Source organism: Bradyrhizobium australafricanum (assembly GCF_020329495.1).
Lineage (GTDB): Bacteria > Pseudomonadota > Alphaproteobacteria > Rhizobiales > Xanthobacteraceae > Bradyrhizobium > Bradyrhizobium australafricanum.
Map to the genome: position 1 here is coordinate 1 of NZ_JAGKJL010000105.1, position 17244 is coordinate 17244.

25 protein-coding genes, 1 tRNA gene and 2 pseudogenes are annotated in these 17244 nt (G+C 62.1%); 9 read left to right on the top strand and 19 right to left on the bottom strand.

The window, feature by feature from the left end; genetic code table 11:
• Positions 1–8: 8 nt before the first annotated feature.
• Positions 9–683: pseudogene (locus J6525_RS47770) on the top strand (IS30 family transposase); the annotation flags it as partial.
• A 132-nt stretch (positions 684–815) separates the two neighbouring features.
• On the opposite strand, the pseudogene J6525_RS43570 reads toward J6525_RS47770, so the two are convergent.
• The 8 genes and pseudogenes from J6525_RS43570 to rpmH form a co-directional block, all read right to left on the bottom strand.
• Positions 816–1403, bottom strand: a pseudogene (locus J6525_RS43570) (pyrimidine 5'-nucleotidase); the annotation flags it as partial.
• A gap of 189 nt (positions 1404–1592) precedes the next feature.
• Positions 1593–2636: a DUF1036 domain-containing protein gene (locus J6525_RS43575; protein WP_376708653.1), complete on the bottom strand. Its 1044-nt coding sequence runs from the start codon at positions 2634–2636 to the stop codon at positions 1593–1595.
• On the bottom strand, positions 2636–3529 hold the full coding sequence (argB, locus tag J6525_RS43580; RefSeq protein ID WP_016848093.1) for an acetylglutamate kinase: 894 nt from the start codon (positions 3527–3529) through the stop codon (positions 2636–2638). Before argB ends, J6525_RS43575 begins: the two co-directional genes overlap by 1 nt.
• 224 nt (positions 3530–3753) lie before the next feature.
• Positions 3754–4122: a DUF423 domain-containing protein gene (locus tag J6525_RS43585; RefSeq protein ID WP_225649260.1), complete on the bottom strand. Its 369-nt coding sequence runs from the start codon at positions 4120–4122 to the stop codon at positions 3754–3756.
• The gene (gene yihA, locus J6525_RS43590; RefSeq protein ID WP_225649261.1) at positions 4119–4772 is read right to left on the bottom strand and encodes a ribosome biogenesis GTP-binding protein YihA/YsxC; all 654 of its coding nucleotides are present in this window, start codon (positions 4770–4772) and stop codon (positions 4119–4121) included. The genes J6525_RS43585 and yihA overlap by 4 nt, the downstream gene beginning before the upstream one ends.
• 113 nt (positions 4773–4885) lie before the next feature.
• Positions 4886–6757, bottom strand: coding sequence for a membrane protein insertase YidC (gene yidC, locus J6525_RS43595; RefSeq protein WP_225649262.1), 1872 nt, complete (start codon positions 6755–6757; stop codon positions 4886–4888).
• 3 nt (positions 6758–6760) lie between these two features.
• Positions 6761–7171 (bottom strand): ribonuclease P protein component, encoded by a 411-nt coding sequence (gene rnpA / locus J6525_RS43600; RefSeq protein ID WP_225649263.1) that lies wholly within the window; start codon positions 7169–7171, stop codon positions 6761–6763.
• A gap of 32 nt (positions 7172–7203) precedes the next feature.
• Positions 7204–7338: a 50S ribosomal protein L34 gene (gene rpmH, locus J6525_RS43605; protein ID WP_008542748.1), complete on the bottom strand. Its 135-nt coding sequence runs from the start codon at positions 7336–7338 to the stop codon at positions 7204–7206.
• A gap of 365 nt (positions 7339–7703) precedes the next feature.
• Here rpmH and J6525_RS43610 point away from each other — a divergent pair, with 365 nt between their 5' ends.
• Both J6525_RS43610 and J6525_RS43615 read left to right on the top strand, forming a co-directional pair.
• A complete protein-coding gene (locus tag J6525_RS43610) occupies positions 7704–9182 on the top strand; it encodes a sensor histidine kinase (protein ID WP_057018967.1) in 1479 nt (492 codons plus the stop codon).
• Between the two features lie 152 nt (positions 9183–9334).
• Positions 9335–9411 (top strand) — tRNA-Arg (locus J6525_RS43615).
• 12 nt (positions 9412–9423) lie between these two features.
• Here J6525_RS43615 and J6525_RS43620 read toward each other — a convergent pair.
• Both J6525_RS43620 and J6525_RS43625 read right to left on the bottom strand, forming a co-directional pair.
• Positions 9424–10572 (bottom strand): tyrosine-type recombinase/integrase, encoded by a 1149-nt coding sequence (locus J6525_RS43620; protein WP_225649264.1) that lies wholly within the window; start codon positions 10570–10572, stop codon positions 9424–9426.
• Complete coding sequence (locus J6525_RS43625) at positions 10559–10753, bottom strand: hypothetical protein (protein WP_225649265.1); 195 nt, start codon at positions 10751–10753, stop codon at positions 10559–10561. Before J6525_RS43625 ends, J6525_RS43620 begins: the two co-directional genes overlap by 14 nt.
• A gap of 91 nt (positions 10754–10844) precedes the next feature.
• On the opposite strand from J6525_RS43625, the gene J6525_RS43630 reads away from it, so the two are divergent.
• The gene (locus J6525_RS43630) at positions 10845–11138 is read left to right on the top strand and encodes an Arc family DNA-binding protein (RefSeq protein WP_225649266.1); all 294 of its coding nucleotides are present in this window, start codon (positions 10845–10847) and stop codon (positions 11136–11138) included.
• On the top strand, positions 11135–11623 hold the full coding sequence (locus tag J6525_RS43635; protein ID WP_141340924.1) for a hypothetical protein: 489 nt from the start codon (positions 11135–11137) through the stop codon (positions 11621–11623). Before J6525_RS43630 ends, J6525_RS43635 begins: the two co-directional genes overlap by 4 nt.
• Before the next feature lie 42 nt (positions 11624–11665).
• Here J6525_RS43635 and J6525_RS43640 read toward each other — a convergent pair whose 3' ends face one another.
• Genes J6525_RS43640 through J6525_RS43655 form a run of 4 tightly spaced genes read right to left on the bottom strand, consistent with a single transcriptional unit; the run spans position 11666 to position 12760 of the window.
• On the bottom strand, positions 11666–11884 hold the full coding sequence (locus tag J6525_RS43640; protein WP_225649267.1) for a hypothetical protein: 219 nt from the start codon (positions 11882–11884) through the stop codon (positions 11666–11668).
• An 11-nt stretch (positions 11885–11895) separates the two neighbouring features.
• The gene (locus J6525_RS43645; protein ID WP_225649268.1) at positions 11896–12153 is read right to left on the bottom strand and encodes a hypothetical protein; all 258 of its coding nucleotides are present in this window, start codon (positions 12151–12153) and stop codon (positions 11896–11898) included.
• Positions 12150–12569: a hypothetical protein gene (locus J6525_RS43650; RefSeq protein WP_225649269.1), complete on the bottom strand. Its 420-nt coding sequence runs from the start codon at positions 12567–12569 to the stop codon at positions 12150–12152. The genes J6525_RS43645 and J6525_RS43650 overlap by 4 nt, the downstream gene beginning before the upstream one ends.
• Before the next feature lie 11 nt (positions 12570–12580).
• A complete protein-coding gene (locus J6525_RS43655; protein WP_225649270.1) occupies positions 12581–12760 on the bottom strand; it encodes a hypothetical protein in 180 nt (59 codons plus the stop codon).
• A 124-nt stretch (positions 12761–12884) separates the two neighbouring features.
• On the opposite strand from J6525_RS43655, the gene J6525_RS43660 reads away from it, so the two are divergent.
• Together J6525_RS43660 and J6525_RS43665 are read left to right on the top strand one after the other, a co-directional pair.
• Positions 12885–13046, top strand: coding sequence for a hypothetical protein (locus J6525_RS43660; RefSeq protein ID WP_225649271.1), 162 nt, complete (start codon positions 12885–12887; stop codon positions 13044–13046).
• A gap of 119 nt (positions 13047–13165) precedes the next feature.
• Positions 13166–13717 carry a hypothetical protein gene (locus J6525_RS43665; RefSeq protein ID WP_225649272.1) on the top strand — a complete coding sequence of 184 codons (552 nt, stop codon included), beginning with the start codon at positions 13166–13168 and terminating at the stop codon, positions 13715–13717.
• A gap of 119 nt (positions 13718–13836) precedes the next feature.
• Here J6525_RS43665 and J6525_RS43670 read toward each other — a convergent pair whose 3' ends face one another.
• Complete coding sequence (locus J6525_RS43670; RefSeq protein ID WP_225649273.1) at positions 13837–14292, bottom strand: hypothetical protein; 456 nt, start codon at positions 14290–14292, stop codon at positions 13837–13839.
• Between the two features lie 158 nt (positions 14293–14450).
• Here J6525_RS43670 and J6525_RS43675 point away from each other — a divergent pair, with 158 nt between their 5' ends.
• Positions 14451–14714 carry a hypothetical protein gene (locus J6525_RS43675; RefSeq protein ID WP_225649274.1) on the top strand — a complete coding sequence of 88 codons (264 nt, stop codon included), beginning with the start codon at positions 14451–14453 and terminating at the stop codon, positions 14712–14714.
• Between the two features lie 96 nt (positions 14715–14810).
• On the opposite strand, the gene J6525_RS43680 is transcribed toward J6525_RS43675, so the two are convergent.
• Positions 14811–15320, bottom strand: a complete 510-nt coding sequence (locus tag J6525_RS43680) for a hypothetical protein (protein WP_225649275.1) — start codon at positions 15318–15320, stop codon at positions 14811–14813.
• A 71-nt stretch (positions 15321–15391) separates the two neighbouring features.
• A complete protein-coding gene (locus tag J6525_RS43685) occupies positions 15392–15718 on the bottom strand; it encodes a hypothetical protein (RefSeq protein WP_225649276.1) in 327 nt (108 codons plus the stop codon).
• Positions 15719–15931: 213 nt separating this feature from the next.
• On the opposite strand from J6525_RS43685, the gene J6525_RS43690 reads away from it, so the two are divergent.
• A complete protein-coding gene (locus J6525_RS43690) occupies positions 15932–16099 on the top strand; it encodes a hypothetical protein (RefSeq protein WP_225649277.1) in 168 nt (55 codons plus the stop codon).
• Positions 16100–16252: 153 nt separating this feature from the next.
• Here the strand turns inward: J6525_RS43690 and J6525_RS43695 are convergent, their stop codons facing one another.
• Together J6525_RS43695 and J6525_RS43700 are read right to left on the bottom strand one after the other, a co-directional pair.
• Positions 16253–16648: a hypothetical protein gene (locus J6525_RS43695; protein ID WP_225649278.1), complete on the bottom strand. Its 396-nt coding sequence runs from the start codon at positions 16646–16648 to the stop codon at positions 16253–16255.
• A 108-nt stretch (positions 16649–16756) separates the two neighbouring features.
• Positions 16757–17244: hypothetical protein (locus J6525_RS43700; RefSeq protein WP_225649279.1), on the bottom strand; the 488-nt coding region annotated here is incomplete at its 5' end.

Consider the following 17244-nt stretch of genomic DNA (forward strand, 5'->3'; position numbering starts at 1 on the left):
AGCACCAGATGCGAGCGCGGCGCTGGACGGGCGGACGCCTCGAACGGGAGCCCGGCCTGCGCCGCGCGGTGTTGCAACGCCTTCGCCGCGGCTGGTCGCCCGAGCAGGTCGCTGGCCGGCTGGCCCGCGAGCACGGGCGCAAGGTGATCTCCCACGAGACCATCTACCGCTTCATCTATGGCCAACTCAGGCGCACCACGGACTTCAACTGGCGGCGCTATCTGCCGCGCGCCAAGAGCAAGCGCGGCTGCCGCGGCAAGCGGGGCGGCAGCCCCGCAAGCTTCATCGAAGGCCGTGTATCCTTGGCAAATCGGCCGCTCGAAGTGGCCGACCGCAGCGTGCCCGGACACTGGGAGGCCGACCTGATGATGTTCTCGAAATGCGGTCAGGCCGTGCTGACCGTGCACGAACGCACCTCGCGGCTGCTGCTCGGCATCCGCCTTGCCAGCAAGGTCGCGCGCGGTGTCGCCCGCCATCTCGTGGGCTTCTTCGCGACCCTTCCACAAGAGCTGCGCCAGAGCGTTACCTTCGACAACGGCACCGAGTTCGCCGGTCACCTGGCGCTGCACCGCCTCTCGATCGCGACCTTCTTCTGCGATCCCCATGCCCTCTGGCAGAAGGGTGGCATCGAGAACGCCATCGGCAGGATGCGCCGCTTTATTCCCCGCAAGACGGATCTCGTAACCCTCTCGACCGCCAGATTCCGCCAGTTCATCGCCGCCTACAACAACACCCCGCGCAAATGCCTTGACTACCACACGCCCGCCGAGTCCTTTGCTCAAGTGTTGCACTTCGAATGTGAATCCACCTCCCGGCTTTCGCCCGTCGGGCACGACGAGCACGGTGGTCATGCCGAGCTCATGCGGCACCACGAGGTTGCGCGCGAGGTCCTCGAACATCGCAGCCTTCGCCGGATCGACGTCGTGGAGCCTGAGGAACTTCTGGTAGGTCTGCGGTGCCGGTTTCGGCTCGAGATCGGCGGCGATGATGTCGAACACGCCGTCGAAATGGTTGCCGATGCCGAGCCGGCCCAGCACCGCATCGACATGGTCGACCGAGCCGTTGGTCAGGATCAGCTTGCGCCCCGGCAGTTTTGCGATCGCAGCCCCCATCGCCGGATTCGGCTGCAGCGGCGAGTGGTCGATCTTGTGCACATAAGCGAGATAGTCGTCGGCCTGCACGCCGTGCTCGGTCATCATACCGCGCATCGTGGTGCCGTAGCGCAGGTAGTAGTCCTTCTGCAGCCGCCGTGCTTCCTCGGGAGAGATCTTCAGCCAGTTGCTGACGAACTCGCCGATCCGCGCATCGACCTGCTGCCACAGGTTGACGTGATGCGGGTACAGCGTGTTGTCGAGGTCGAACACCCAGGTCTCGACATGGCTGAAGCTGCGGGGAGTATTCATTGTGGCTCTCCACTTGTCAGCGTGAACGTCGTTCCGCCCTCCGCCGTCGTCCTGGCGAAAGCCAGGACCCATACCGCGGAATCTATCAATGTGGCACGGTGCTCGTCGTTCTTCGCCAAACGCAGTCTTGTGGTAATGGGTCCTGGCCTTCGCCAGGACGACATCGATGTTGGCGGCCTCATATCTTCATCACGGCATCGCAAAGCGCAGCGTCTTGCCGCCGCTGGTCATGTCGACGGTGGTGAAGCCGAGTGCGGCGAGGCCGCGGGTGCTGCAGTCGCCCTGTTCGTTGATCTCGAACTTGCTTTCGCGGGTGCAGAGCTGGACCCCGCCGCCCCAGTTCAGAGGTTTGTCCTTGATGCGGATGGCCCGGTTGTCGTTGTCGACCGCTTCGGCAAACGAATAGATCTGCTTCGGCGTGCCTGATACGTCGGGATGCAGGCACTTGCCGGGGTCGATGCGATACCAGCCGCGGCTGGTCACCACCTTGCCGTCGTCGGTTGCAACCGCGGCCATCACCTTGTGCGGCGTGTCGTTGCACCAAGTCAGCCCCGATGGCGACGGCTTCTGCACGGCATCGATCATGGTGGCGAAGAAATTCGGCGACTGCACGATGTCGCTGGCGAGCCCGCGACTCCTGAGGAATGCCGCCAGCGCACTCTGGGTCTTCGGCCCGTCGACGCCGTCGATCGGCGCGGCATCATAGCCCGCGATCACCAGCAGGCGCTGGATGCCGGCGAGGCGCGCCTGCTCGTCGTCATATTCGCTGTCTTCGGCGAGATAGGCGACCAGATGGCCGTCGTCGGTCTTCGTCGGCGTGATCTGGGTGAATTGCGCGGGCATCTGGCCGGTGCGGCATTGCCGCGCGGCGGCGATCACGAAATTGTCCTGCGCCACGCAGAGCGTGTCGGTGCCGTTCTGCGGGATCGGCGAGGCGCCGTAGACGCCGAGCGCCCGCGCATTGAGCAGCACGCGGTCGGCGGTGAGCGCGCCCTGCACCACGACCCGGCAGGTCGCCGGATCGATACGGAACCAGCCGCGTGTCGCGGTCGCGGCCTTGTCGTCGATGCCGATCGCGGCCTCGATCACATAGCTCATGCGGTTGCAGAGCTTGAGGTCGGCATGCGCCGGCGCCGACGAGAACAGGAACGACACCAGCGCGGCCGGCAGCGCCATCGCGAGCCGCGCCGGCGACCGGCGAGGGATCCTCGCCGTGTGTCCCGCGTCTGCCATTACTTGTGGATCAGCGTGCCGGTGCCCTGGTTGGTGAAGAGCTCGAGCAGCACTGCGTGCTGCGTCTTGCCGTCGATGATCACGACGCCCTGCACGCCCTGTTCGAGCGCGTAGATGCAGGTCTCGACCTTCGGGATCATGCCGCCGGAAATCGTGCCGTCGGCGATCAGCTTGCGGGCTTCCTTGATCGACAGGTCCGGAATCAGCTTCTTGGACTTGTCGAGCACGCCCGGCACGTCCGTCAGCAGCAGCAGGCGCTTGGCCTTCAGCGCGCCCGCGATCGCACCGGCGAAGGTGTCGGCGTTGATGTTCAGGGTCTGGCCGTCCTGCGAGGTCGCGAGCGGCGCCAGCACCGGGATCAGCTCATAGCCGATCAGCTGATTGAGCAGCGTGAGGTCGACCTTTTCGGGGTCGCCGACGAAGCCGAGATCGATGGCCTTCTCGATGTTGGAATCCGGATCGACCATGGTGCGCGTCGTCTTCGACGCCTTCACCATGTTGCCGTCCTTGCCGGAGAGGCCCACGGCCTTGCCGCCGGCCTCGTTGATGTAGCCGACGATCTGCTTGTTGACCGAGCCCGCCAGCACCATCTCGACGATCTCGATGGTCGCGGCGTCGGTGATGCGCAGGCCCGCGGCGAATTCCGACTGGATGCCGAGGCGCTTCAGCATGGTCGCGATCTGCGGCCCGCCGCCATGCACGACCACCGGATTGATCGCGGTCTGCTCGAGCAGCACGATGTCGCGCGCGAACGCCTTCGCGGTGTCCTCGGCGCCCATGGCATGGCCGCCATATTTGATGACGATGGTTTCCTCGTCATATTCCTGCATGTGCGGCAGCGCCTCGGACAGGATGCGGGCCTGATCGAGCGGGCTGATGTGCTGGTCGGTCATGGGGCTGGTCTCGTCGTCAGCGGAGGGGTGGCGCGGTTCTATCTGATTGGCGGGCAGGGCGCAAAGCGGTCTTGACCCTCTCCCCTTGTGGGAGAGGGTGGCTTCGATGCGACGGCATCGAAGCCGGGTGAGGGGTCTGTCTCCGCGGATAGAGACCCCTCATCCGGCGCGGATTGCATCCGCGCCACCTTCTCCCACAAGGGGAGAAGGAAGTATGGCGGTCATCACCGCTTCGGCCACACCGCCGCGACCGCCAGTGCCAGCCAGCTCAGGATCAACAGCGTTCCGCCGGTCGGCGCAGCCATCGGAAACAATCCATGGCCGGCATATTGGCGCAGCACGAGGTCGCCCGCGAACAATGACGCCGCGATGACGAACCCGGCCGCCGCCATGACTGCGAGCTTCGCATGGATGATCGCGCGATCCGCGACCGCGATGGTCGCGACGACGGCGGGTGCATGGAACAGCAGCATCGAGGATGCCGCCGCCAGCCGCGTGGCATCAGGCAGATGGGCCGCGGCCGCCGCCAGCACCACGCCGCAGGCGCCCATGATGGCGGCAAGGCCGATTAGGAGGCGGGACGCGCCGCTCATCGGCGCCGTTCCTCGATCAGGCGCACCATGGCGGCACGCAGCTCCGGCATGCCGTCGCCGGTGCGCGACGAGGTCACCAGCACTTCGGGGAAGGCGGCGGGATGTTTTGCGAGCGTTGCTGACGTGTCGGCGATGACGGTCTTGAGTTCGCCGGCCTTCACCTGATCGGCCTTGGTCAGCACGACCTGATAGCTCACCGCGGACTTGTCCAGCGTCTTCAGCACGTCGAGATCGACGTCCTTGATGCCGTGGCGCGCGTCGATCAGCACGTAGACCCGCGCCAGTGTCGCGCGCCCGAGCAGGAATTTGTGGATCAGTGCCGTCCATGACGCCACCTTGGTCTTGGGCGCCGAGGCGTAGCCGTAGCCGGGCATGTCGACCAGGCGGAAGCCCGCCTTCTCCGGCCCCTCGAAGAAGATCAGCTCCTGGGTCCGCCCCGGCGTGTGCGAGGTGCGCGCCAGGGTGCTGCGGCCGGTCAGCGCGTTGATCAAGCTCGACTTGCCGACATTGGAGCGGCCGGCAAACGCGACCTCGAGGCCGGCCATCGGCGGCAGCGTCTCGATCGAGGGCGAGGCCCAGATGAAGCGCCAGTCGCCGGCGAACAGCTTTCGGCCTTGCTCGATCAGCGCCGCATCGGGTTCGGTGCTCATGCGCGGCGCCCCACTCTCGTTCCGTCATTGCGAGGAGCGAAGCGACGAAGCAATCCATCTCTCCTCGTGTTGAGGCGCGGATTGCTTCGCTTCGCTCGCAATGACAGTGCTACCTAGGTCGTCTTCTTGGCGAACGTCGACTTCAGATTGTCGAACAGCTCCACCTTCACGCCATTCTTGCGCATGATGAAGCTCTGCTGCAGCACCGACAGCAGGTTGTTCCAGGCCCAGTAGATCACGAGACCCGCCGGGAAGCCTGCCAGCATGAAGGTGAAGATCAGCGGCATCCAGTCGAAGATCATCTTCTGAGTCGGATCCGGCGGCGCCGGATTGAGCTTCATCTGGACCCACATCGTGATGCCCATGATGATCGGCCAGATACCCATCACCAGATAGGCGCCGAAATGCGGTCCGAGCAGCGCGATCGGATCGAACGGAATCAGGCCGAACAGCGTGAACAGATTGGTCGGATCGGGCGCCGAGAGGTCCTTGATCCAGCCGAAGAACGGCGCGTGCCGCATTTCGATGGTGATGAACAGCACCTTGTAGAGCGAGAAGAACACCGGGATCTGCAAGGCGACGGGAAGACAGCCCGCGATCGGGTTGATCTTCTCCTTCTTGTAGATCTCCATCATCTCCTGCTGCTGCTTCACGCGGTCATCAGGATAACGTTCCTTCAGCGCCTGCAGCTGCGGCTGCACCGACTTCATCTTCGCCATCGAGGCGTAGGACTTGTTGGCGAGCGGGAAGAACAACAGCTTCACGATCACGGTCACCAAGAGGATCGCGATGCCGAAATTGCCGACCAGGCGATAGAACCAGTCGAGCGCCAGGAACATCGGCTTGGTGATGAAGTAGAAATGGCCCCAGTCGATCAGGAGATCGAAATGGTTGAGGCCGAGCTGCTTGTTGTAGCCGCCGAAGCCGACCAGCGGGAAGTTGAGGCCGACCGTGGCGGCCTCCTTCGCGCCGGCGAACAGCCGCCCGTTGGCAACGCCGGTGCCGCCGATCGGAATGGTCTGCGCGCCGAGCATGTAGTCGGTCTGGTAGCGCTTGTCGCCGGTGGTGAAGCGGGCGCTTTCGAGCGTTGCGGTGGTCTCCGGCAGCAGTGCCGTGGCCCAGTATTTGTCGGTGATGCCGAGCCAGCCGTCGGTGACCTTCGTGAACACGATGCCGCGCGAATTTCCGCCGGTCGAGGTCTTGGCCTCGTCGATGTTCTTGTAGCTGAATTCCTGCAGGCCGTGTTCGCCGAGATAGCCGATCGGGCCTTCATGCAGAATCGCGTAGCCGGAGACCGGCGGCTTGCCGCCGCGCGAGATCAGACCGAACGGATACAGCGTCACCGGTGCGCTGCCTTGATTGATGACCTCGTCCTTGATGCTGAAGAGGTAGCGATCGTCGATCGAGATGGTGCGGCGGAAGGTCAGGCCCTGGCCGTTCTCGTATTTCAGAATCACCGGGGTGCTCGGCGACAGGGTGTTCGATCCCTCCTGCTGCCAGACGGTTTCGGCGTTCGGCGCCTTCACCGATGAGCCGTTGGCGGTCAGCCACAGGAACTCGGCGTAATAAGGCTCGGCCGTGCCCGACGGGGAAAGCAGCACGACAGCCGGCGATTTGGGATCGACCGTCTCGCGGAACTGAACCAGCGCCAGGTCGTCGATCCGGGCGCCCTTCAGCGCGATGCTGCCGGTGACGCGCGGGGTCTCGATCTTGATGCGCGGGCCGGAGGCTAGCACCGTCTCGCGGCTCGCGACCGGAGCGTCAGCAGCAGGCGCGCCGGGAGCCGGAGAGGGAGTCGCCGAGGTACCCGGAGCGGTGCCGGGAGCAGCACCCGGAGTCGCCTGCGGCGCCGGCTTCTGCAACTCCGCCTGGCGCTGCGCCTCGCGCTGCTTCTCCATCTGCGGCACATTGTAGAAATATTGCCAGGCGATCAGGACGAGGCCGGACAGAATGACGGCAAGGATCGTGTTGCGGTTGTCGGACATCTCTTAGGGTCTCGTCATTCCATTCGGATTGGGCGCGCTCTTGTTACCCGCCTTGTTGGTACCCGTCTTGTTATTACCCGCGTTGGGCGCAGGCCGGTCGAGGCGGCGCAGCGCCGACCGCAGGTCGTCAAGCATGGTCGCAAAGTCGCGGGTCAGCGCGTCACGACGGCCCACTAGCACATAATCATGGTGCGGCCGCATGAATACGGCGTCGACCTGTCTCATCACTTCGCGAAGCCGGCGGCGGATGCGGTTGCGCTCGGTCGCGGTGCCGTTCTTCTTGGTGACGGTATAGCCGACGCGGATCGGGCCCTGATCGTCGCGGCGGCGGCCCTGCAGCACAAAAGCTGTGGTATTCGCCCGTGCGCCATTGGCAACGGCGAGGAAATCCGCCCGCTGCCTCAGCCGATCCATAATGGGTATCTCCGGAGAGGAGACGTCCGGGCTCAGGCGCTCAGGCGCTTGCGGCCACGCGCGCGGCGCGCAGCGAGGACCTTGCGGCCGCCGGCCGTGGCGAGACGGGCGCGGAAGCCGTGACGGCGCTTGCGCACCAGTTTGCTGGGTTGATAAGTCCGCTTCACGGGTAATTCTCCGCTGACCGGGCAATTTGCCGTTGTATTGAGATGGAGTCCGGTGATGCTGGCGGGCCCAAACGAGCCGTTGACGGCCCCAAAGAGCCGCCCCCGGGTCAAGAACCGGGCCATCGCGGACAGTTGGCGCGGCTTATAAGGGAGCGCCCTGTTTTCGTCAATGTCACAGGCGGTCGCAAAAAGGCTTCTTCGAAACGTCGCAATTGGGGCGAATATATCTGATTTCGCGGGGTATTTGACGGTATGGAGACGCTTTGGGGCGTTCGGGGAACCGCCCACATTAGCGATCCGTAATTTGACCGGCTTGGGGGCCGGGCCCCATCTTCCGACCCCTAAGCCAAACAAGGCCTTATCTTGTGGCTCTAACTGACGATCAGGCGACCGCGCAGAAGCAGCGGCCCAAGCCGTCCCCCCGGCTCGGGCTGTCGGGCAAGCTTTTGCTGCTGACGATTCCCCTGGTGATGATCGCCGGGCTCCTGATCTACGTGCCGGCCATCGCCAACTTCCGGATGAACCGGCTCAATGACCGCCTGGCCGCCGCCAATACCGCGGCGCTGGTGCTCGATGCCGCCCCGTCCGGCCTGGTGCCGGATTCGCTGGCGCGGCAGATCCTGACCAGCATCGGCGCCCGTGCCGTCGCCATCAAATTGGGACAGCAGCGCCGGCTGCTCGCCAGCGCCGACCTGCCGGCCGCGATCGACCATGACGTTGACATGCGGACCATGACGGTGTGGTCGGCGATCGTCGATGCCTTCGAGATCATGCTGGAGCATGGCGACCAGACCATCCGCGTGGTCGGACCCGCGCCGGGCCAGGCGCAATTCATCGAGGTCGTGATCGACGAGAAGCCGCTGCGGCAGGCGATGTACCGCTTCTCGCGCAACGTCCTGGTCGTCGCGCTGTTGATCGCCGGCCTGACCGCCGGCCTGGTCTATCTGGCGCTGCATTATTTGTTCGTGCGCCCGATGCGGCGGCTGACCGCGAGCCTGGTCGGCTTCCACGAGAATCCGGAGAGCTCGGCGCGAATCATCGTGCCGAGCCAGCGCGGCGACGAGATCGGCGTTGCCGAGCGCGAGCTGTCGGACATGCAGCGCGACCTCGTCTCGATGCTGCATCAGAAGAGCCGGCTTGCCGCGCTCGGGCTCGCCGTCTCCAAGATCAATCACGATCTGCGCAACCTGCTGGCGTCCTCGCAACTGCTGTCGGACCAGCTCGCCAGCGTGCCCGACCCGCGGGTGCAGCGCTTTGCGCCGAAACTGTTGCGCTCGCTGGAGCGCGCCATCGCCTTCTGCCAGTCGACACTGTCTTATGGCCGCGCGCAGGAGGCGGCGCCTGATCGCCGCGTGATCATGGTGGAGCCTGCGGTTGCCGAGGTGCGGGAGTCGGCCGGGCTCGCCACCGATGTCTCGATCACCTGGATCAGCGCGATCGAGCGCGGCCTGACCATCGACGCCGACCCGGACCAGCTGTTCCGCGTGCTGCTCAATCTGGTGCGCAACGCGGCGCAGGCGCTGGAAACCCGGCCCGCAGGCGACGGCGGCGCGCAGCAGATCCGCATTACCGGCCGCCGCGAGGGGACGGTTGCGATCATCGAGGTCTCCGACACCGGTCCGGGCGTCCCGACCAAGGCGCGCGAGCATTTGTTCGAGGCATTCCAGACCTCCGGTCGCCCCGGCGGCAGCGGGCTTGGCCTTGCCATTGCCGCCGAACTGATCCGGGCTCACGGCGGCCACATCCATCTGGTCGAGGGCACGATCGGCGCCACCTTCCGGATTTCGATCCCGGATCGTCCGGTGGAACTGCTGTCGGTCCGCAGCGAGCGGGCGAGGGCCTGAGGCCGTTCCGGTATTCCCGGGCGGCTAAAACTGCGGCCGAAATTGGCGTTTCCAGACCTTGCCAACCGGACCCGGAGCCTGTAGCTAGAGCGCTCTTTCGCGACGTTCCGGGGCTCCCGGAGCCATGAGGGCTCAAGCCCACCCGCGAAAATGCGCCCGTAGCTCAGCTGGATAGAGCATCAGACTACGAATCTGAGGGTCGGACGTTCGAATCGTTCCGGGCGCGCCACTTAACATGCTGCTACGCAACGCCTTTTCCTTTCTTCGGTTTGGACTGCGAGGGGCTGGTTTGCAGTTGGTTTGCAAACTTTGTTCGCGGTGAGTTCTCGAAATTCATGATCGCCTGCTCTGCGAGGCCGCGTGTCCGCGCGAGATAGCGTTCGAGGATTCGGTGCACGGTCTTCAGAGAATGACCCGTGATCGTCGCGATCTGCTGCGGCGTGCACCCTGCCTCTGAGAGCAGGGTCACTGCTGTCCCGCGAAGGTCATGGAAGTGAAGTTTCACCGCCTCATCGGAGCCGGGAAGCGTGACAGATGCCAAGTCGGCCTTCTTGGTCGCCTCTTCCCAAAGCCGGCCGAAGTAGCGGCGCTTGAATGACTGGCCTGTCTTTGTCGTGAGGATTAGGGGCGAAATCCGCTCCATGCCGTCTAGCATTCGGCGAAGCGCGGCAGTGCAGGGGATCTGGACTAGGGGGCCAAGCGTAGCACCGCGCCGGCTCTTACCCTGGCGCAAGCTGATGCTGGAGCCGTCGTATGCTGACCACGGCATGCGCAGGAGGTCGCCCTCGCGCTGTCCAGTGTGCAGGCCGAGTATCAACGCCTGCTGCATCTCAAGAGAAGCCACACCCATGAAAGCGGCGATATGCTCGGGCAGCCAAATAATTTCGGAGCGATCTACATGGTAGAGCCGCTTAAAGCCCCTGAGGTGGTTGGCTGAAAGTTGGCCGCGGTCACAGGCCCACGTCAGCATCGCCGATATCGCAGATAACCTGTTGTCCGCTTCGCGTTGCCCAGAGCTGCGCGCTACCTTCTCGCGCCACTCGAGCAGGTCTTTCCTGACGCGCGCATCGTCCAGAGCCGCGATCGGCATCGTGCCGAACTCAGCCTCTGACTTGGTCAGCATGCGCTTGTATTCAGCCTGCGTGCTGGCGGCGAGCTTCTGCTCGAACTCAATGGAAGTAGTGTAGGACCGGATCAGACTGTTAAGGGTGCCGACGTGGCGGTCGCGCAGCAGCTTCTCGGCCGCGGCGTAGTCGGAAATGAATTCGGGCGAGCCAGGTTCGCCGCGCAGGCGTTTGCCCGTCGCGCGGTGATACCAATAGGTCCGGCGCGTACCGTCCCTTAAGGTCTTGGAAGTCTTAAGGAGGCCTTTGATGTTAGCCCTGACCACGACGCTCCTGTCTCCACTGATCCAGTGCTGTCGGCTCGGGCACCGCAACCATCGCCATCGGCTCGAACACGGCCGACCCATTCGGCTGCAACGTCACGCGAAAGGGCACCTTCTCGCGCTGGCACGCACGGATGACGCGCTGGACATCGGCCTGGTTCACGTTCGATGGACGACGGGGCACGGCTCTTTTCCCAAGGGTGGATTCGTTCCTAGAATAGGGATATACCCTAGTGCCATATCATATGCAAACGAAAATATGGCACTGGGGAAGCATGGCCGCGCGGGTGAAAAAACGGACCGATACGACGTCCACAAATCGAGATTCGGACAAGATCATTGTCCGGCTGCCGGAGGGCATGCGGGACCATCTTGCTCTGATCGCGCGGCGGAACGGTCGCTCTATGAATGCGGAGGTGGTGACCGCACTCGCCCATTACTTTGCTATGACCACCACGGGGCCGCTCGAAATCGAGACCGTTGCGGATCTTGAGTATTCCCTGGAGGGGATTCGCAAGGAAATAACGAGACTGGCGGATGCCGCAGCTAATTTGAAGAATCCTAAATGAAGGTTTGGACTACGAAAGGGAAATGGATGACGGATCAGAACGAACGGTTAGCGGCCATCCTTGCGAAGGACTCGGAACTGAGGGCGCAACAGCAAAGTGAGCAGCGACGCCGCGAAGAGCAACAAGCCGCGGCGCGCAAATCCTGGCTGGAGAATGTCCAGCGCGAGTACGTTCCGGGCCTGAAACCAGTGCTTACCGCTCTAAAGGATGCCGGCTGGCAGGCTAGTCTCGATACCACGCCGGCAGGATTCAGGTTCACCGCCTACCGAGGTGATATGCGCGTTTATGGTGGGGGACATGCCCATCCAAATCTCCTCTTCGAAATCCAGGAGAGGTCCGATTACATCAGCGTAACGGAAGCCACGCCGACCGGGGTGGGAAGCGTCATTATGGGAGGGAACGATCTCACGGCCCGAAATGCATCACTAGAACGGGTCAAGGAGCTCGTTACAGATTTCATCGATCACTTGGCTCTGAAGAAGTGATCCGCACGGCCCGCGGGCAGAAGCCGGCGGGCCGTCATTTCATCAGGTCTCTAGGCGGTGCACGACCGCCAATGTCGGCCGCGTTACCGGAACTGGCCGCGCCTCCAATTGATCCTGGGCCGAGCGAGCGTGCTCCCCAATAATTTGAGCCACCTTGTGCATGCCATTGATCGCGGTGTCGGCATCCGGCTGCGCCAGTAGAATGGCCAAAAGGTCGGCAAGGTCGATGACGCGCGTTAGGTCGTCGGCGATGGTGTCCATCGTAAGCCCCCTCAATTCGCCCAAGCCGTCGAACTGGGCACAATGAGGCCCAGGACGGCCTCTCCGCCGTCGCTGAGCATCGCCTGCGCCGCCTGAAAGGAAGCCTCGGCTGACATCGCAACCTTCACGACGGCAACCTGATCGCGGGTGCCGTTGCTGTTGGGCGCGGTGATGACGAACACAAGCCGGCGATTCGGACCTATCCGCTCCACGCGTGCTAGCGCCTCAACGAAGACTTCTTGAACGCCATAAGTGTCGATCTCGCTCATGCTGCTGGCCCCCGTTTCGGTGCCGCCCCAGTCATGTTGCGAAGGCCGTTGAGGAGCCTATTCCGGTCATGTGGTGTCAGTTGCCCGAAGAGGGTCGCCACCTCCTGTGACTGTGCCAGCGTGGCCTCGGGGGTCGTAGATCTGGCATCACGGACCGTGCGAAGCAGACCCTTAAGGTCGCCGTAGAACACCCAGTCCGTGCTGATGGCATGCTCGACGCAAAAATCTAGCGTGGCGCGGTCAGACCGGAGGGCCTTCAGCACGTCTGCAGTGGGGATCAGGCGCTCATCGGCGATTACAGCCAGCCGCCGCCTGACGTTCGCGGCCGAAGTGCTGCCGGCCTTCTGGAGCCGCTTAAAGGCTCTTTCATGGGACTGTTGGGATCGCTCGTGAAAGTCGGGTGGTTGCTTGCTCATGGTCATCCCCGTCAAGCCAGCTCGAGCTCGGGGCGGACGGCAGCGCCGCCATCCAGCTTGCGCGGCCGGTCGATCTCGACCAGCTCGCCGGTCAGACCGTCGTCTTCGGCGCGCTGGAAGGCAGCCGCGACGAAGGGGTCGCGAAACAGAGAGGACAGTTTTGTGGTATGATTTGCGGTAGCTCGGGCCATTGGCTAACTCCTGGCTTGGGTTAGGGCCGGATTGGAAGTTGGCGCTTCCGTCCGGCCTGCATATGTGATATATGCGATATATGCGCTTGTCAATACCGCATATGCGCTATCCCAGGAACATTGAATGCCCAGGCCAGAGCTTTACCCCATCAAAAAGGTGATCGGATTCGACCAGGCGATGATGGACGCCATTGAAAGGTGGCGCGGCAAACAGCACCCCATCCCCAATGTGTCGGACGCCATCCGCCAGCTCGTGGAGCTCGGCCTGAAGGCGAAGCGCAAATAGCCAATTTTGTACCGCATCGCACCGCGCATTGGCCGGGATCGGATCGATCTGTGCTGCCCGGTCTTTTCATTGCCGTGCGCTCAGGATACGATCCGAGTGGCCAAGGGCGGGGGCCTAAAATGAGCCGGTTCGAGCAGATCATTGTTGTGGTGCTGGGCCTCATTTGTGTGTCGTTACTTGGTTTCATTATCCGCACGTGGACTTCGCAGCGCACCCTTGTGGCCGATGCGCCGAGACCAGAAGTCATGGCGGCGCAGGCCGCTGCGCCGAAGTCTGCCGCAGCACAATCACAACCAGAACCTCGACAGCCGCCTGCCATCGTACAGGCACAACCAACAACTCAACCGCCCGTTATCGTGCAATCGAAGCCGGACAATGACGTGCTCACACGCGCGCAATCCGTGACGCGCGATATTCTTAAAGATCCGGACTCGGCTCAGTTCTCTGGCCTCGTCGCTCTTCAGAATGGCATGGACACCGTTGTCTGCGGTTTTGTAAACGCAAAGAACGGGTACGGTGGCTACAGCGGAAGACAGGGGTTCATTTACAGCGACGGAATACGATCGTCCCACATGAACAGGTATGATGGCCAGATTCTGGAAGCCTGTCGGAATATAGCGGCCGGGCGCTATGTACGGAGTTTAGCGGACGGGTTCCAGCTCAGCAGGTGATGCGCCTGCGCTGTGCCGCGTCCATGAGGCGCGACGCACCGCGCCAGCAGTCGCGCTTGGGCGTTGCTGAGCGCGTTTTCGCCGCCAGCAGGAAGACTTACCCGGCCGACCTGAGGCGGCTAGCGCCTCTTTCTCTGGCCGGTCCCCATTCTCGGCGGCACGTCAACTGATCGGATGTTCGATCCGCGCTTGCCGCAAACCGTGCAGACGAACCGCGGCTCGACATCGGAAATGCGCACCTCGTCAGGCCACCGCGACGCGTCCATCTGGACATTGTGCGAGCACCGGTAGTCCTTGCAAAAGACGATGATCCGCGTTGCGCCGGTCTCGCGCATTTCGCCGAACGTGATCTTGGTTGGATAATCCTTCTTCATGCGCAGGATTACAGCGCGCGCTGGCGCGGCCTTCAATCCCACGAGAGCTAGCGCTTCAGCGTCAGCGCCAACCCAAGAAGTCGGGTCAAGGCCAGAGCTTCGCTGCCGAACGTTCTTAGGAACGCTGGCCGGGCTGGTTCGTTGTGCAGCCATTATGGCATTCGCAATTACCATATATTTTTCCTGTCCCGGCTGCGGCATCGTCTATTCAGCGAGCCAGGAACGCAGCGCAACCCATACGAATACTTCTGGGGTCTTCGATTGCCGGCGATGCGGGAAGCTTGTTCACCACTGGGCTGGGCTCTACGACTATAACGAATGGAGAATCGTTTCCCTCCCGACCAAGCAAAAGATGAGAAATGAAATACGTGGGTGACCGCCCCTACTCCGACCCCGAGAAAGCCGCCCGCAGGATCATGGAGCATGCCCGCGCTTTCGAGCCGATCCAGGATGGCCGAATCTACATCGAAAAGATCAACTATCCGATGCTCTACCAGGACAAGGCGACGCCGGCTGAGTATTGGGCCGGCTTGCAGCACGCCAAGGATCAGGGCTGGCTCGAGTACCACGAAAGTGGGACGTTCGTGAGGATGCTGCAGCCGGGCAAAGACCTGTTCGCATAAAAAACACCAGCGCTCCATACCCGACGCTGGTGCTGTAGTTCCGCATGCGTTGGCATTCCGCTGCGTATAGCTAGTATCCGAAAACTCGCGGAACCGTTAGCGCCGCTTTTGTAGCTCCCTCACGATATCGTCTAGCTTTTGATTTGTCACCGCAGCCTGCTTGTCGACGCTAGCGACGGTTTTGACGATCTCGATGTTTGACTTCTTGAGATCATCCAAATCGCTACGAATATTCGAGTAGATCACTCCAATGAAGACGCCGCCAATTGGCAGCATCGCAGTAATCATTGCCGTCAAAGCTCCAATTATCTTAACCGGCGTTACCAACTGGGACATATTTTCACTCGCAACTTGGTTGCCTTCCTGACCCAACATTCGGAGCAGTAGCTCATCGGGCCCTCCAGCCTTGTAGGCGATGCGGTCAGGTGGCGGTTCGTATGCAGCAACAATCGAAGGCGCCAGAGCGACCTCGTTCGTCGCAGGCTTTTTGGCTTCAAAGTGCCAAATCGTGCGTCGCGGTCGGGCTGCCGCGTTAGCATAGCTAGCAACCGACATCGGCGCTGCATTAGCTTCAACCCTCGAGCTGACAACCCGAAGCTTGTTCAAGCCCGGTCGCGCATTTTTTGGCGCTGCCTCGTTCCTTCCGGTCGTATATCGCACGACTGGCAAAGCAGCACTCATGCCTGGCCATCAATCCACGCTTGTCTGGACCTGTCGATGGTCTCTTGGGACACAGCTCCAGCCTCGACCATCATCTTTAGTCGATGTTCGAAGAAAGTGACCATCGCTACAAAACCTTCCGTCGGCATAATTACCTGAGCGACGACAGTGGATGTAGGAGCCCCTTGCACATGAGGGTCAGCATCAATACGGCCGAAATAGAACTTTGAAACTCCCGGGCCCCAGCTTTGGCTGATCGAACCATCAGCAAAGATGGTCGGGATATCGGGCACAATCCTAACGGCAGTAGGCGCAGGTCCACTAACTGGTGCTTCGTCGCTCATCAACTCCCCCAAGTTGAAAGAACTAAAGCATAACAACCTGCTTCGGACTAGACCCTCTTTGGGCTGTCTGGTCGATCCCAGATCCAACTGCGGAGAGCCGTCGCGTCCCTACATTGTCCAGGCATGATCGGGCACCGTTTGGCGAGACCCGCTCCCAATACCTATCTTCCGGGTATGCCCATCACCCGAAAGCACCTAGAAATCCCGCCCGAGGTGGCCCGCCAGTTCGCCACCAAGCTGGAGGCGTTCCACGCCGAATATAGCCCGCTCAAGCGTGACGAGATCGCCGCGGACACCAGACACCTCCTGCTCCAGCATATGCCCAAAGGTGCTAAGCTGCGGCTGGTGGATGTCCTCGAACTGTTCGAGCTGATGCGATGACCGAGCCCGTGTGCATCCTCTGCGACGATAGCGGTTGGGATGTTCAGCAGACATGCTTTGGCTTTCGGACTGCCCGAGGTCTATTGCATCCATGCAGAGCATCGAGCCGAGCCGGCCGAATTCTTGACCCATCTGCTCTGGCGAGAGTGTTCGTCAGTTCATCTTCCCGGGGGCAGGACGTCCAAGTTTATCCACCATCTCCGTCAACTGATCGACGTGAATTAGTACACGGATCTCTAGAATGCCAAATCGGATGTACATCGTCTCATGTTGGCTAACATCGCTTGGACCGAGGGCAAAGCTCGTAACTTTCGGAATGGCGCTCTGAGGAAAGTCTGAAAGGGCTCGCTTCTGCTCTTCAGCTAGGAGCTCTGACGAACGTATAGCCTCTTGGAGCATCTTGCCAATGACGGTCGGAACATCCTGAATTGGTATGCCGAACGGCTCGGTTACCTTGCTGCCCACTTGCAATTGAAGAATGATGGCCTTGCCATCAGTTGATGGAGCTCCGGACAAGCTGGTCAGGAATTCAACCTTTTGTTCCGCCATGGTGTTGCCCTCGCATGGATTATACGCTGCGCACTCAACCCTGACGCGTGAGAACGCGCAATCCCCCAAAAGGGGATGGATTTTTAAGCAAATCAGCGGTGGGGTGCATCAGGAGCCGATCACATAGCCGCCGCCTGAACCGCCGCCGCCACCTCCGCCGGCCGCATCGTCAAAGGCACTGACGAGCAGCCCGACGTAGTAGTGATCGAGGCTCGAGTTCGCGTTCGCGAATGCGCCGGATGATCTGCTGATGCCGTATCCGCTGGTGCCCCAGGGATCGGCCGCACGATGCGCGGCATTGGCGATGGTCTTGTAATAGAGCTGCACGTTGGTGGACGTGCTCGGTTGGATGACCGCCCCAATCGGCTGGTTCGCGGCCACGTTGTAGGGAGTCGGAAAATAATCGTAGAGCCACGCCGGGTTGCCGGTCGTCACTGAAATCTTGTTCGTGTAGGCGTGAGCAACCTGGGCGACAGGCGTCCCGAGCGGATCGCTGTACAGATTGAAATTTAGGTCACCGCTGCCCGACATGTATGCGTACATGCCGCACACCTTCATCGGGAACGGCATCTGAAAGAGCTGGCCGAACTCCTTGG

Bases quoted from the DNA above. Each gene is read 5' to 3' on its own strand.
- J6525_RS43575 (WP_376708653.1), bottom strand. From the start codon at position 2,636: ATGGCAGACGCGGGACACACGGCGAGGATCCCTCGCCGGTCGCCGGCG.
- argB (WP_016848093.1), bottom strand. From the start codon at position 3,529: ATGACCGACCAGCACATCAGCCCGCTCGATCAGGCCCGCATCCTGTCC.
- J6525_RS43585 (WP_225649260.1), bottom strand. From the start codon at position 4,122: ATGAGCGGCGCGTCCCGCCTCCTAATCGGCCTTGCCGCCATCATGGGC.
- yihA (WP_225649261.1), bottom strand. From the start codon at position 4,772: ATGAGCACCGAACCCGATGCGGCGCTGATCGAGCAAGGCCGAAAGCTG.
- yidC (WP_225649262.1), bottom strand. From the start codon at position 6,757: ATGTCCGACAACCGCAACACGATCCTTGCCGTCATTCTGTCCGGCCTC.
- rnpA (WP_225649263.1), bottom strand. From the start codon at position 7,171: ATGGATCGGCTGAGGCAGCGGGCGGATTTCCTCGCCGTTGCCAATGGC.
- J6525_RS43630 (WP_225649266.1), top strand. From the start codon at position 10,845: ATGGCCGCGCGGGTGAAAAAACGGACCGATACGACGTCCACAAATCGA.
- J6525_RS43635 (WP_141340924.1), top strand. From the start codon at position 11,135: ATGAAGGTTTGGACTACGAAAGGGAAATGGATGACGGATCAGAACGAA.
- J6525_RS43640 (WP_225649267.1), bottom strand. From the start codon at position 11,884: ATGGACACCATCGCCGACGACCTAACGCGCGTCATCGACCTTGCCGAC.
- J6525_RS43645 (WP_225649268.1), bottom strand. From the start codon at position 12,153: ATGAGCGAGATCGACACTTATGGCGTTCAAGAAGTCTTCGTTGAGGCG.
- J6525_RS43650 (WP_225649269.1), bottom strand. From the start codon at position 12,569: ATGAGCAAGCAACCACCCGACTTTCACGAGCGATCCCAACAGTCCCAT.
- J6525_RS43655 (WP_225649270.1), bottom strand. From the start codon at position 12,760: ATGGCCCGAGCTACCGCAAATCATACCACAAAACTGTCCTCTCTGTTT.
- J6525_RS43660 (WP_225649271.1), top strand. From the start codon at position 12,885: ATGCCCAGGCCAGAGCTTTACCCCATCAAAAAGGTGATCGGATTCGAC.
- J6525_RS43665 (WP_225649272.1), top strand. From the start codon at position 13,166: ATGAGCCGGTTCGAGCAGATCATTGTTGTGGTGCTGGGCCTCATTTGT.
- J6525_RS43670 (WP_225649273.1), bottom strand. From the start codon at position 14,292: ATGCCGCAGCCGGGACAGGAAAAATATATGGTAATTGCGAATGCCATA.
- J6525_RS43675 (WP_225649274.1), top strand. From the start codon at position 14,451: ATGAAATACGTGGGTGACCGCCCCTACTCCGACCCCGAGAAAGCCGCC.
- J6525_RS43685 (WP_225649276.1), bottom strand. From the start codon at position 15,718: ATGAGCGACGAAGCACCAGTTAGTGGACCTGCGCCTACTGCCGTTAGG.
- J6525_RS43695 (WP_225649278.1), bottom strand. From the start codon at position 16,648: ATGGCGGAACAAAAGGTTGAATTCCTGACCAGCTTGTCCGGAGCTCCA.